The following is a 13,161-nucleotide window of genomic DNA, read 5'->3' on the forward strand; positions in this document are numbered from 1 at the left end:
GTCGATCGTGACGGCGACTGGGGGAGGAGTCAGGCTCAGCCTCGCGGCTACTGCGCGAGCTTCTCTGCGATACCCGTGTACGTCGCCGGGGTCAGCGCGAGCAGGCGCTGCTTGGCGGCGTCGCCGATCTCGAGACCCTGCACGAACTCGGCGAGGTCGGCCGCGCCCACCCTGTGGCCGCGCGTCAGCTCCTTGAGGAGTGCGTACGGATCGGTGATCGTGGAGCGTCCGGCGACGACCTCGGCGCGGATGACGGTCTGGATGGCCTCGGCCAGCACCTCCCAGTTCACGTCGAGGTCGGCGAGCAGCACGTCGCGCGACAGCGAGATCGCGTTCAGGCCGCGGCGCAGGTTGTCGAGCGCGAGCAGCGAGTGCCCGAAAGCCACGCCGATGTTGCGCTGCGTGGTCGAGTCGGTCAGGTCGCGCTGCAGGCGGCTGGTGACCAGCGTCTGGCCGAGCGATGCGAGCAGGGCGCCCGAGATCTCGAGGTTCGCCTCGGCGTTCTCGAACCGGATCGGGTTGATCTTGTGCGGCATCGTCGACGAACCGGTGGCCCCGGCGACCGGGATCTGCGCGAAGTAGCCGAGCGAGATGTAGGTCCAGATATCGGTGGCGAGGTTGTGCAGGATGCCGCCGGCGTGACGCACGCGGTCGTACAGCTCGACCTGCCAGTCGTGCGACTCGATCTGGGTGGTGAGGATGTTGAAGCCGAGCCCCAGGCCCTCGATGTACTCGCGGGCGATGGTCGGCCAGTCGGCGTCGGGGTCTGCGGCCAGGTGCGCAGACCAGGTGCCGGTCGCGCCGGAGAACTTGGCCAGGTAGTCGGAGGCGGCGATCTGACCGCGCACCCGCTCGAGGCGCCAGGCGAACACCGCGAGCTCCTTGCCCATCGTCGAGGGCGTCGCGGGCTGGCCGTGCGTGCGCGAGAGCATCGCGGCGTCGGCGTGCTCGACGGCGAGCTCGCGGAGCTTCGCGATCACGGTGTCGAGGGCCGGGAGCCAGACCTCCTCGACAGCGCGCTTCACGGTGAGGGCGTAGGAGGCGGAGTTGATGTCTTCACTCGTGGCCGCGAAGTGCGTGAGTTCGGCGATGCCGTCGAGTCCGAGCGTCGAGAGTCGATCGCGCACGAGGTACTCGATCGCCTTCACGTCGTGCTGGGTGACGGCTTCCTTCTCGGCGAGCCAGTCGATCTCGGCCTGACCGAAGTCGCGGTAGAGGGCGCGCAAGCGCTCCTTGTCCGACTCCGGCAGCGGCGAGGTCTCGAACAGCGAGCGGTCGGTGAGGGCGATCAGCCACTCGACCTCGACCTCGACGCGCGCCCGGTTCAGGCCGGCCTCGGACAGGAAGTCGGCGAGACCGGTGACGGCGCCGCGGTAGCGACCGTCGAGCGGGCTCAGGGGCTGCGGCGGGAGCGAAGGCTGGAAAGTCAGGGGAGTCCTCCTGATCGGGCCCCTCAGATGCGGGGCGTGCGGGGGAGACGCAGAGCGGGTTCGAGCTGGCGGAACAGGCCCCGAGTCGCCGCCTCAATCATACCGAGCACGGAATCGAACATCTCCGCGCCCGCGTAGTAGGGGTCGGGCACGTCATGGGTCGTGGCGTTCGGGTCGAAGGCGAGCAGCAGGGTGACCTTCCCCTCCTCGTCCTCGTCGTGCGCCCATTCCCGCAGGATGCGCTCGTGCGTGCGATCGAGGGCCACGACGAGGTCGTTGTCCGCGAAGGCCGCGGCGGTGAACTGGCGGGCGCGGTGCTGGGAGCCGTCGTAACCGCGACGGGCCAGGGAATCGATCGTGCGGTGGTCGGCGCGCTCGCCGAGATGCCAGTCGCCTGTTCCGGCGCTGCGCGAGAGGATGCGCGGGCCGAGTCCCTGCCGCTCGGCGAGGTCGCGGAAGACGACCTCGGCCATGGGAGAGCGGCAGATGTTCCCCGTGCAGACGAAGATCACGCGGAAGGGATCCGGGGATGTCACACCTACATTCTGCCCGGCCGCGGGCCTCCTGCACAGCGCGCACCGCCTCGCGCGATCCTCTGCACACCCTGACCGGGCATCCATCTCTCCACCGTTCGCGGCGATCGGGCAGGGCGAGAAGCCCGTGATCCCGGAAGCTGGGGCCATGTACTCGTTCGTCAACATCCTCGATGTCGGCTCCGCGCACCTCGGCGACCTGCTTCTCGCCTCCCAGGAGATCGGAGAGGCGATCTCCACGCTCGAAGAATCCGGGGCGACTCTGGTCGCGCTCACCGATCGCTCCGACTGGCAGTCCGAGGGGTTCCGCGCGCTGAACGCGTTGCTCGAACGGCTGCGCGACGACACCGGAGTCGAGATCGGACACCTCACGGTGCGGAGATGGGAACTCGGCGGGGCGGTATGAGCGGCGGAATGAGGGCGGCGGAATGAGCATGGTCGCAGGCAGGGAACCGTCGGCGGATGGCGGGGGATTGAGCATCGATCACGGCGGGGCGATCGCCGTCGACACCGAGCAGCTGCGCGATCTCGGGGCACGGATGCGATCGGTGGCGTCGGAGTACGAACACGCACGCGCCGCGGTCCGCCGGGCACACGCGCTCATCTCCTCGGCGCCGGAGACCGGTTCGGGAGTCGATGTCGGTGCACTGCAACGGAGTGTCGAGCGGATCGATGAACTGTGCGTCGAGATCGAGAACGCCTGCACGGGAACCCTGGTGATGGCTGACGCGTTCGAGGTGGTCGAGCTGCGCGCGCAGGCGGAGGCGCTCGCCCTCACCGATGCCGCGGCGGCGAGCGCCGTGCAGGCGCGCGCCGACCGGCTCGTCGCCGATGACGAACGGATCGGGACCATGGCCGAGTGGCTGGTGGCCGGCTGGAAGGAGCGGCGATTCGAGGGACTGGGCGAGCAGTACGACCTGGCGGGGGCGCTCCCGCCGCTGTTCCTCGCCGGGGCGATGGTGGGCGTCGCATCCGGGCTCGGCACGGTCCGGCCGGGGATGACGCTGGCGGGGAAGGCCGATCCCGTGCAGGTGATGCCCGTGAAGACGTCGGCTCCGAATGCGCCTGCCGGCCTCGCTGCGGCATTCCGTCGCATACCGGGAGCGGCCTCGCAGGTCGCGGTCGAGAAATACACGATGGTCGGTGGGGCGACCCGGTATGTGGCCTACGTCGCCGGGACTCAGGAGTCCCTGCCGTGGCGGTCGGGGAAGTCCGAGCCGTGGGACATGAAGTCGAACATCGAGCTCTATCAGGGCCGCGCATCGGCGTCGTATCAGGCCACGGTCGACGCGTTGGGCGCGGCGGGGGCGAGGCCGGGGGATCAGGTCGACGTGGTCGCGCATTCGCAGGGCGGGATGATCGCCGCCCATCTCGCAATGGAGAGCGATTTCGAGGTGTCGATGCAGCTGACCGCGGGGAGCCCGACCGAACCGACGCTCGGAGAGGATCAGACCCTGATCCAGCTCCGCCACACCGACGACGTCGTCTCGGCGCTCGCCGCCGGGGGCTCCGCGGCCGGCACGGGATCCCCCGACAGCTTCACGGCCTCGCGCGAAGGGGATCCGCACGACGGGATGCAGGACCTGACGCTGCAGACCCACCATCTCGAGACCTACATCGAGACAGCGGAGATGGTGGATGCGTCGGGCGATCCCCGCGCCGAGGCTCTCGACGAGTACTGGGACGAGCTCGGCCAGGCGGTCGAGGTCGAGCGGACCGAGTACCGCGCCGAGCGAAAGGGGTGATGACCGACTTCGAGATCAGCCGGCTGCTTTTCGAGCGGCTGGAGGAGCGCGCTTTCTCAGTCGCGGCGGCTCTTGCTCTGCGGGCGCAGGATGAAGCCGAAGATGCCGTTGATGATCGAGATGATGAGCGCGGCCACCACGCCCCACCAGAAGTCGCCGACCGTCAGGCCCCAGCCGAAGCCACTCGTGATCCAGGCCGTCAGCCACAGCAGGAAGCCGTTGATCAGGAAGCCGATCAGACCGAACGTGATGATGTAGAGCGGGAACGCGACGATCTTCACCACGGTGCCGATGATCGTGTTCACGAGGGCGAAGATCGCGGCCACCGCGAGCAGGGTCAGCACCAGCTGCAGCGTCTCGCCGGGCGGGAAAGCGGTGATCACGACCTGCAGAGCGGGGATGAGCGTGACGACCCAGAGGGCGAAGGCGTTGACGACGACGCGGATGATGAAGCGCATAGTCCGACCAGTGTCCCACGGACGCCCGCGAGATGTCAGCGCGCCGTGTCTTCCCGGATATGGGCGGCAATGACCTGCGCGATCTGCTTCAAGTCCAACCGACTCTGTGCGACGTCGAGGACGAGGTCGAATGCCTCGTCGTTCGTGAACGTCGGCTCGTAGCCGTTGAGTCGGATGAAGATGAAGGTGAGGTAGAGCGAGACGCGCTCGTTGCCATCGAACAGCGCGTGGTTCTGAGCTACCGAACTGTCAGCGCGGCGGCCTTCGCTTCGAATGTCGGGTACGCGTCGGCGCCGAGCATCCCTGCGGATGGTCGAGCGAGCGCGGAGAAGAGCAGTCCTTCGTCGCGGACGTGCAGGCCGAGCTTCGCGATCAGGGCGAGGGCCTGTTCCGGCTCGACGTACTCGATCGCCATCGCTCAGGCGTCTTCGAGGCGCTTGAGCGTGTCGGCGTAGCGCTCGGTGATCTCGTCCGCGATGGAGAGCACGCGATCCGTCTTCGACTCGCTGTTCGCGAAGCGCGTCGCCGCCTCGATGATCACCGCGTGCTTCGAGGTGTGCCGGGCGCGCGCGATCGCCTCGAGCTGAGCATCGAGTTCTTCCGGAAGTCGCACCGTCATCGCCATACCAGAATGGTACGACCGCGAATCGGTCGTCGACAGGGGAGAAGCCGCCGGGGAAGAGCCTGCTGCCCTCGTAGACTCGACCTCGTGACCGAGCCGATCCTGCCCCGCATCCGTCCCGCCATCGCCGCTCTCGCGCCGTACCGTCAGGGCAAGCAGGCAGGGCCCGATGCGTTCAAGCTGTCGAGCAACGAGAACCCCTTCGATCCGCTGCCCTCGGTGCTCGAAGCCCTGCAGAGCACGACGCCGATCAACCGCTACCCGGATGCCACCGCCGGCCGCCTGCGCGCGCGTCTCGGAGCCCGTTACGGGGTCGAGCCCGACCAGGTGCACGTCGCTTCCGGCAGCGTGTCGATCCTGCACCAGCTGATCCTCGCGACCGCTTCGGTCGGCGATGAGGTCATCTACGCCTGGCGTTCCTTCGAGGCGTACCCGAGCCTGCCGCTCGTGGCGGGCGCGACCGGGGTGCAGGTTCCGCTCACCGCCGATTCCCGCCACGACCTCGACGCGATGGCGGACGCCGTGACCGATCGCACGCGCGCGATCATCCTGTGCACGCCCAACAACCCGACCGGTCCGATCATCACGTCGGCCGAGTTCACCGCCTTCGTCGAGCGCGTCCCGAACGATGTCCTGATCATCCTCGACGAGGCGTACGCCGAGTTCGTCACGGCGCCCGACGCGGTCGACGGTCTCGCCGAGCGCGTGTTCGAGCAGCACCCGAACGTCGTGGTGCTGCGCACCTTCTCGAAGGCCTACGGCCTCGCCGGCCTCCGCGTCGGCTACGCGATCGGCCACGAGAAGGTGCTCGACGCCGCGCGCACCACCGGCATCCCCCTCTCGGTCACGTCCGCCGCCGAGAACGCCGCGATCGCGAGCCTCGACGCCGAGCCCGAGCTGTTGGAGCGTGTCGCCGTGATCGTCGAGCGACGCGCCCGCCTGGTCGAGGGCCTCCGCTCACAGGGCTGGGACGTCCCCGACTCCCAGTCCAACTTCGTCTGGCTGCCCGCAGGAGAGCGCACCGACGAGGTCGCTGCGGCCTTCGTCGAGAACGACCTCATCGTCCGGCCGTTCTCGGGGGACGGCATCCGCATCTCGGTGGGCGAGGAGGGCTCCATCGCCCGCGTGCTCGAGGTGGCCGCTTCGGTCCGCTGAGCCGTCGCCGCACCGGCCCGGGGCGGTTTTCCGCGGTTTTCTCCGGGTTCCGGGCAGTTACAAGGGCGTCCTAGGTATGCGTGACGACGCATGCGGGCGCGGGTAGCGTGAGAGCGTGACCACCTCCGAGACACCCCTTGTGAGCGTTCTGGACGAGACCGGACGGTACGCCCCGTCGGCCGCCGCAGAACGGTACCTTCCCCTGATCGAAGCGATCGGCGACGCCGAACTCGAGCAGTTCTACCGGGACATGGTCGTCATCCGCGCGATCGACACCCAGGCGACGAACCTGCAGAGGCAGGGGCAGCTCGCGCTGTGGCCGCCGAGCCGGGGGCAGGAGGCGGCGCAGGTCGGCTCCGGTCGTGCGGCCCGTGCGCAGGACACGATCTTCCCCTCGTACCGCGAGCACGCGGTGACCCGCATCCGCGGCGTCGACCCGGTCGACATCATCAAGCTGATGCGCGGTGTCTCGCACGGCGGGTGGGACCCCACCGACCCCAAGAACGGCAATACCCGGCTGTACACCCTCGTGCTCGGGTCGCAGGTGCTGCACGCGGCCGGCTACGGGATGGGTCTCGCGTTCGACGGCCGCACCGGTACAGGCGACCCGGACCGCGACGAAGCGGTCATCGTCTACTACGGCGACGGTGCGTCCAGCCAGGGAGACGTGCACGAGGCGATGGTCTTCGCCGCGAGCTACCAGGCGCCGACCGTCTTCTTCCTCCAGAACAACCACTGGGCGATCTCCGTGCCCGTCTCCACGCAGTCGCGTGTGCCGCTGGTGCAGCGCAGCGCGGGCTACGGCATCCCGAGCGTCCGGGTCGACGGCAACGACGTGCTCGCCAGCTATGCGGTCTCGCGCACGGCTCTCGACGAGGCCCGTGCCGGCAAAGGTCCGCAGGCGATCGAGGCCGTCACCTACCGGCTCGGCGCGCACACCACCAGCGACGACCCGACGAAGTACCGCGGCAGCGACGAGGAGCAGTACTGGGCCGGTCGCGACCCCATCGTCCGGATGCGCGCGTTCCTCGAAGGACGCGGTGCCTCGGCGCAGCTCTTCGACGACGTCGAGGCCGAGGCGGCGGATGCCGCGGAGGATCTGCGCGCCCGCACGGTCGAGCTGGGGCCGCCCAGCCCGGACAAGATGTTCGACCACGTGTACAGCGAGCCGCATCCGCTGATCGACCAGCAGAAGGCCTGGCGCGCGCAGTACGAGGCGTCGTTCGAAGACGCGTCGCTCGAAGGAGGAGCCCGGTGACTCTCGAGACGATGCCGCTCAGCAAGGCGTTGAACGCGGGTATGCGCAAGGCGATGGAGAACGATCCGAAGGTCCTGCTCATGGGCGAGGACATCGGCAAGCTCGGCGGCGTCTTCCGTGTGACGGAGCACTTGCAGCGCGACTTCGGCGACCGCCGGGTGCTCGACACTCCGCTGGCCGAGTCGGGCATCGTCGGGACCGCGATCGGCATGGCGATGGTCGGTTTCCGTCCGGTCATCGAGATCCAGTTCGACGGTTTCGTGTTCCCTGCGTTCGACCAGATCACCACCCAGCTCGCGAAGCTCACCAACCGGCACGAGGGCGCCATCAGCATGCCCATCGTGATCCGCATCCCCTACGGTGGACACATCGGCGCGGTCGAACACCACCAGGAGAGCCCCGAGGCGTACTTCGCGCACACCCCGGGCCTGCGCGTGGTCTCGCCGTCGACGCCGAACGACGCGTACTGGATGATCCAGGAGGCGATCGCCTCGAACGACCCGGTGATCTTCATGGAGCCGAAGAGCCGCTACTGGCAGAAGGGCGAGGTCGAGCTCGACGCCTCCGCCGTTCCGCTGCACTCCTCGCGGGTCGTGCGCACGGGCAGTGACGTGACCCTCGTCGGACACGGCGCGATGGTCACCACGCTCCTGCAGGCCGCGGCGCTCGCCGAAGCCGAGGGCACGAGCTGCGAGGTCGTCGACGTGCGCTCGCTGTCGCCGGTCGACTACGAGCCCATCCTCGACTCGGTGCGCAAGACCGGGCGCATGGTCTACGCGCAGGAGGCCCAGGGGTTCGGAAGCATCGGCGGTGAGATCGCGGCGACCGTCATGGAGCGGGCGTTCTACGCACTCGAGGCTCCGGTGCTGCGCGTCTCCGGCTACGACACCCCGTTCCCGCCCGCGAAGCTCGAAGGCGCGTACCTCCCGGATGCCGACCGCATCCTCGAGGCCGTCGATCGCTCACTCGCCTACTGACATCCCCGCTCGGCCGAAAGGACTCGTCATGAGCACGCAGAACTTCACCCTCCCCGACGTCGGGGAAGGCCTGACCGAGGCCGAGATCGTGGCCTGGAAGGTCGCCCCCGGCGACACGGTCGCGATCAACGACGTGCTCTGCGAGATCGAGACGGCCAAGTCGCTCGTCGAGCTGCCGTCGCCGCACGCGGGTGTGGTGGGCGAGCTGCTGGTCGAGGAGGGAGCGACGGTCGAGGTCGGCACGCCCATCATCACCTTCGTGACCGAGCCTGCGGCGGGTGCAACGGCCGCTCCCGTTGCCGTGGCTCCCGCCGCAGAAGAGGGCGGCGGATCGGTGCTGGTCGGCTACGGCACGGGAGGCGGCGCCACTTCGCGTCGCAAGCGCCCGGCCGAGCGTCCGGTGCGCTCGTCGGTGGGCGTGATCGCGAAGCCGCCGATCCGCAAACTCGCGCGCGACCTCGGCGTCGACCTCACCACGGTCGCAGCGACCGGCGCCGACGGCGAGGTCACCCGGGACGACGTCATGAAGCACGCGTCGCAGGCGAGCGTCTTCCGCAACATCGAGACTCCCGAGTGGGGAGCCGTGCGCGAGGAGACCGTGCCCGCACCGCAGGCTGCACCGGCAGGGCTCGCACGTGGACTCACTCCGACCCAGCCTTCGGCCGCCGGCGACGACCGCACCGAGTCGATCCCGGTCAAGGGTGTGCGCAAGGCCACGTCTTCGGCGATGGTGCAGAGCGCGTACTCGGCCCCGCATGTGACGGTGTGGAAGGAGATCGACGCCAGCCGCACGATGGAGCTCGTGAAGCGTCTGAAGGCCTCGCCCGATTACGCCGATATCCGCGTCTCGCCGCTGCTGATCATGGCTCGCGCCGTGATCTGGGCCGCCCGTCGCACGCCGATGGTGAACGCGGCCTGGATCGAGACCGAAGCCGGTGCGGAGATCGCCGTGCGCCACTACGTGAACCTCGGGATCGCCGCCGCCACCCCGCGCGGCCTGCTGGTGCCGAACATCAAGGACGCGCAGGACCTCGGCATGAAGGACCTGGCGCGGGCTCTGAACCGTCTGACGCTCACGGCGCGCGAGGGCAAGACTCCGCCGGTCGATCAGCAGGGCGGCACGATCACGATCACGAACATCGGTGTGTTCGGGATGGATGCCGGGACGCCGATCATCAACCCCGGCGAGGCGGGCATCGTGGCGATGGGCACCATCAGTCAGAAACCGTGGGTCGTCGACGGCGAGGTGCGTCCTCGTTGGGTGACCACGGTCGCAGGCTCCTTCGACCACCGCGTGATCGACGGCGACGGCATGAGCCGCTTCATCGCCGACGTCGCCTCCGTGCTCGAGGAGCCCGCGCTGCTCGTGGACTGACGGAATACAGTCTCTCGGCGGTGCGTTGCCGATCCCTAATGCCGGATTCCGATCTCGTCGGACTCGTCCGCACGCCACAGATCGGAGCAATGCATGAATTCTGAGAACACGGCGGATGGGGTCCCTGCGACGCGTCTCGCCGACGTGGTGGAAATCCTCCACGGACGGGCGGTATCGGATCCGTACCGGTGGCTCGAAGAGCCTGACTCCGCTGAAACCGCGGCATGGGTGCGTAGCCAGAACGACTTCACGGAGTCTCAGTTGTCAGCACTCCCCGAGCGCCAATGGTTCCAGCGCGTGCTCTCCGATGTTCTTTCGGCTCCCCGGTCCGGCGCGCCACGGAAGGCGGGCGGTCGATATCTCGTCTCCCGGAACGACGGCGCCCAGAACCAAGATGTGTGGTGGCAGGGAGCGACGCTGCATGAGCTTGCCACGGGAGGGGGGAGCGTTCTCCTCGACCCCAACCGATGGTCCGACGACGGTACGACCGCAGTCCTCGACGTCGAGGTGAGCAAGGACGGACGGACCCTGGCTGCCGTCGTCAGCGAAGGAGGAAGCGACTGGAGTGAGTATCGCCTGTTCGACGTCGAGACGGGGGACCCGGTCGCCGATGATGCGATCCAGTCGAAGGGCATGCCGCCGGCCTGGCTTCCCGACAGCGCTTCGTACGTCTATGCGGCGCCCGTGCGGGACGCGACGATGACCGGAACCGAGACCGGTGCGACCGGGCGCTGGAGATTGCTCCACCACCGCGTGGGAACTCCGGAGTCGTCCGACCGCGTGCTCCTGGACCACCCCGAAGAACCTGGGGCTCTCTACCTCTACTCCGTCTCGCACGATGGTCGTTGGCTCGTCGTCGACCTTCGAATCGGCACTGCGCTGTCGAATCGACTCTGGGTCTTCCCCCTCGAGACGCAGGAGGACCGAACGTCCGTGGGTGAACCTCTGCGCGTGATCGACGAGGACGAGGCGGCATTCGACTTCGTACGAATGGCCGGAGAACGGCTGCTGTGTCGGACGGATCTGCATGCGGAGCGCGGGCGGATCGTCAGTATCGACCTCGCCTCCTTCCGCCAGACGGGGGTGGCCGACGTCACCGAGGTGATTCCCGCGGGCGAAGGCACCCTGACGTTCGCTTTGGCAGCAGGTGACGAACTGCTGTTGGTGCGGCTGTCGAACGCGGTTCCCCGGATCGAGAGGTACAGCCTCGCGGGCGAACGGCGGGGTGTGGTCGATGCTCCGGCCGGAGAGCCGATCGAGGGCCGATGGTGGGCGTCGCCGGACGATGAGGAGTACTTCGTCGCCTGGACGACCCCGACCCGCCCGTCGTTCGCCCTTCGAGCCACCACAGGGACGAATCGTCTCGAGCCGATCCCCGGCCTCTCCGTGAGCAGCGGAGCGGACGGCGCGGAGGATGCCGATATCACGCAGGCATGGGCGACGAGCAAGGACGGCACCAGGGTTCCGTACTTCGTCGTGCGCCCGGCGGGGCAGGAGGATGTCGGACCTCGACCGACGATGCTCTGGGGATACGGCGGCTTCGGGGTCGTCATCGGCACCGATTACTACCCCGCGCTTGCCGGGTGGCTGGCTGCCGGGGGTACCGTCGCCATCGCGAACCTGCGCGGGGGAGGGGAGTTCGGTCGCGAGTGGTACGACGGAGGGCGGCGTGCGCACAAACAGAACGTGTTCGACGACTACATCGCCGTCGGTGAGCATCTGCTCGCGACGGGAGTGACCGGACCCGATCAGCTGGTCCTTCATGGGGCGAGCAACGGCGGCCTTCTGGTCGGGGCGGTCATCACCCAGCGCCCGGATCTCGCTGCCGTCGCGCTCCCCAACGTCGGTGTCATGGACCTGCTTCGGTTCCACCTCTTCACGTTTGGCGCCGCATGGATCTCGGACTACGGCGACCCGGACGAACTCGAGGACTTCGAGATCGCGATCGCCTACTCGCCAGTGCACAACGTGAAGCCGGCCGCCTATCCGGCGACGATGGTGACGACGGGTGACCACGACGACCGGGTCGTTCCCCTGCACAGTTACAAGTTCGCCGCAGCCCTGCAACGGGCCCAGCGCGGCGAAGCACCGATTCTGGCCAGGATCGAGACGAACAGCGGACACGGCGCAGGCAAGGGTCGAACCAAACTCATCGCCGAGCTGGCCGACATGCTCGCTTTCGCGGCACGCCACAGCGGATTGGACGTGCTCGGGCGCGACAAGGCTTCGGGAGCATCGGCCTGACCTCATGGACGAGCGTGGTGGCGGAGCGTCGCCGGATCCCGCGTCAGGCGCTCGCGCGGAGGCGCTCCTCCGCCAACCGTGGCACCGCGTGCTCCCTCGCCGCCTTCCGGGCGGTCGCCACGGCTCCCCGTGACACGACTTCGGCCCCGAGCGTCGACGCGAGGATCTCCGGCGCCGGCAGGTGCAGCTCTTCGGGGAGGATGCGACGGGCTGCGGTCAGCACGGGCTCGATGCTCTCGGCGACCGCTCCGCACACGATGACGCGCGCCGGGTCGTACATGCTGCCGAGCACGCCGACGATGCGGGCGACGGTGGCCCCGACGCGCGAGGTGACCAGCGCGGCGTCCGGATCGCCTGAGGCCGCGAGGGTCAGCACCAGACGGGGGTCGATGCGGTCGGCCTCGACGAGCCGGCCGACGGTGCTGTCGCCGGCGATCTCCCCGGAATCCACGGCTGCACGCACCTGATCCTGCACGGCGTAGCGGAGCCCGAACGCCGAACCCACACCCACGATGTGGTCGAAGACGACGCCCTCGCCGACACCGCCGTGCGCACCGTGCAGCACATGGCCGTCGACCACCACGCCGCCGCCGAACCGTTCGCTCGCGAGCAGCGCCACGTAGTCGCGGCATCCGATCGCCGCGCCCTCAGCGCCCTCGGCGATGGCGGCGAGTTGCGCGTCGTTCTTGATCTGCACGACCGGGGCCCAGTCGCTCAGTGCCTCGGCGAGTCCAGGGTTGGTCCGTTCCCAGAAGCCGTCCGGGTGAGGTGGGGAGATGCCGTCGCGGTTCACGGGCGCCGCGACGCCGACGCACAGCGCGAGCACCTGGTCGCGCGTCACCTCGGCCTCGGCGAGCGCATCGTCCAGGCGCTCCAGTATCGCCGTGCGCCGCTCGGGCGCCGTCTGCCCCGGCTCGAACTCCACGCGGTGATGCACGAGGGTCCGATCGAGGGGGTCGGCCACGGTCACGGCGAGGTGGGTGTCTCCCGCGTCGACACCGATCACGACCCCGAGATCGGGGGCGAGGACGAAGCGACGCGAGGGGCGGCCGGAGCGGTAGGTGCCCGCGGCGCGGGCGTTCGGCAGCTCGCGCAGCACCTCGGCCCCGACCAGCGTGTCGATGGCGTCGATCGCGGTGGAACGGGTCAGGGAGGTGCCGGCCATCGCCTCGGTCGCGGTGAACTCGCCGGCGGTCCAGGCGAAGTCGAGGACGGCACCGACGCTCGCGCGTCCGGTTCCCAGGTCTGCGGAGACTTCTGTCATGGCCCTTGACCTCCCTGTCCTCCAATGAGAGAGTACCGTTCGATAGAGTAAATTCGCTCACTAGATTTAGTGCAGGAATTTATATGACGGAAGGACGACG

General features: G+C 68.7%; 13 protein-coding genes. 7 read left to right on the forward strand and 6 right to left on the reverse strand.

The window, feature by feature from the left end; genetic code table 11:
• Positions 1 to 47 precede the first annotated feature (47 nt).
• Complete coding sequence (purB, locus tag L687_RS40655) at positions 48 to 1,430, reverse strand: adenylosuccinate lyase (protein WP_046399053.1); 1,383 nt, start codon at positions 1,428 to 1,430, stop codon at positions 48 to 50.
• A 23-nt stretch (positions 1,431 to 1,453) separates the two neighbouring features.
• On the reverse strand, positions 1,454 to 1,903 hold the full coding sequence (locus L687_RS40660) for a low molecular weight protein-tyrosine-phosphatase (protein WP_021201592.1): 450 nt from the start codon (positions 1,901 to 1,903) through the stop codon (positions 1,454 to 1,456).
• Between the two features lie 208 nt (positions 1,904 to 2,111).
• On the opposite strand from L687_RS40660, the gene L687_RS0122240 reads away from it, so the two are divergent.
• Together L687_RS0122240 and L687_RS40665 are read left to right on the forward strand one after the other, a co-directional pair.
• Positions 2,112 to 2,369 carry a hypothetical protein gene (locus L687_RS0122240; RefSeq protein ID WP_029260649.1) on the forward strand — a complete coding sequence of 86 codons (258 nt, stop codon included), beginning with the start codon at positions 2,112 to 2,114 and terminating at the stop codon, positions 2,367 to 2,369.
• Positions 2,370 to 2,391: 22 nt separating this feature from the next.
• Positions 2,392 to 3,708 carry a hypothetical protein gene (locus L687_RS40665; RefSeq protein ID WP_021201594.1) on the forward strand — a complete coding sequence of 439 codons (1,317 nt, stop codon included), beginning with the start codon at positions 2,392 to 2,394 and terminating at the stop codon, positions 3,706 to 3,708.
• Between the two features lie 56 nt (positions 3,709 to 3,764).
• Here the strand turns inward: L687_RS40665 and L687_RS40670 are convergent, their stop codons facing one another.
• The 3 genes from L687_RS40670 to L687_RS40680 all read right to left on the reverse strand — a co-directional run bounded on the left by L687_RS40670 (position 3,765) and on the right by L687_RS40680 (position 4,791).
• Positions 3,765 to 4,166 (reverse strand): phage holin family protein, encoded by a 402-nt coding sequence (locus L687_RS40670; RefSeq protein WP_021201595.1) that lies wholly within the window; start codon positions 4,164 to 4,166, stop codon positions 3,765 to 3,767.
• Positions 4,167 to 4,404: 238 nt separating this feature from the next.
• The gene (locus L687_RS43190) at positions 4,405 to 4,581 is read right to left on the reverse strand and encodes a hypothetical protein (protein ID WP_021201596.1); all 177 of its coding nucleotides are present in this window, start codon (positions 4,579 to 4,581) and stop codon (positions 4,405 to 4,407) included.
• Positions 4,582 to 4,584: 3 nt separating this feature from the next.
• Entirely contained in the window at positions 4,585 to 4,791 is a 207-nt protein-coding gene (locus tag L687_RS40680; RefSeq protein WP_021201597.1) for a ribbon-helix-helix protein, CopG family, read from the reverse strand.
• Positions 4,792 to 4,875: 84 nt separating this feature from the next.
• On the opposite strand from L687_RS40680, the gene L687_RS40685 reads away from it, so the two are divergent.
• The 5 genes from L687_RS40685 to L687_RS40705 all read left to right on the forward strand — a co-directional run bounded on the left by L687_RS40685 (position 4,876) and on the right by L687_RS40705 (position 11,797).
• A complete protein-coding gene (locus L687_RS40685) occupies positions 4,876 to 5,943 on the forward strand; it encodes a histidinol-phosphate transaminase (protein WP_021201598.1) in 1,068 nt (355 codons plus the stop codon).
• A gap of 115 nt (positions 5,944 to 6,058) precedes the next feature.
• Positions 6,059 to 7,201 (forward strand): thiamine pyrophosphate-dependent dehydrogenase E1 component subunit alpha, encoded by a 1,143-nt coding sequence (locus tag L687_RS40690; RefSeq protein ID WP_031208325.1) that lies wholly within the window; start codon positions 6,059 to 6,061, stop codon positions 7,199 to 7,201.
• A gap of 11 nt (positions 7,202 to 7,212) precedes the next feature.
• Positions 7,213 to 8,178 (forward strand): alpha-ketoacid dehydrogenase subunit beta, encoded by a 966-nt coding sequence (locus tag L687_RS40695; RefSeq protein ID WP_029260644.1) that lies wholly within the window; start codon positions 7,213 to 7,215, stop codon positions 8,176 to 8,178.
• A gap of 28 nt (positions 8,179 to 8,206) precedes the next feature.
• Entirely contained in the window at positions 8,207 to 9,553 is a 1,347-nt protein-coding gene (locus L687_RS40700) for a dihydrolipoamide acetyltransferase family protein (protein WP_021201601.1), read from the forward strand.
• A 93-nt stretch (positions 9,554 to 9,646) separates the two neighbouring features.
• Positions 9,647 to 11,797: a prolyl oligopeptidase family serine peptidase gene (locus L687_RS40705; protein ID WP_021201602.1), complete on the forward strand. Its 2,151-nt coding sequence runs from the start codon at positions 9,647 to 9,649 to the stop codon at positions 11,795 to 11,797.
• 43 nt (positions 11,798 to 11,840) lie between these two features.
• Here the strand turns inward: L687_RS40705 and L687_RS40710 are convergent, their stop codons facing one another.
• Positions 11,841 to 13,061 (reverse strand): ROK family protein, encoded by a 1,221-nt coding sequence (locus L687_RS40710; RefSeq protein ID WP_021201603.1) that lies wholly within the window; start codon positions 13,059 to 13,061, stop codon positions 11,841 to 11,843.
• Positions 13,062 to 13,161 lie beyond the last annotated feature (100 nt).

It is taken from the genome of Microbacterium maritypicum MF109 (assembly GCF_000455825.1).
In the GTDB taxonomy this organism is placed as follows: domain Bacteria; phylum Actinomycetota; class Actinomycetes; order Actinomycetales; family Microbacteriaceae; genus Microbacterium; species Microbacterium maritypicum_A.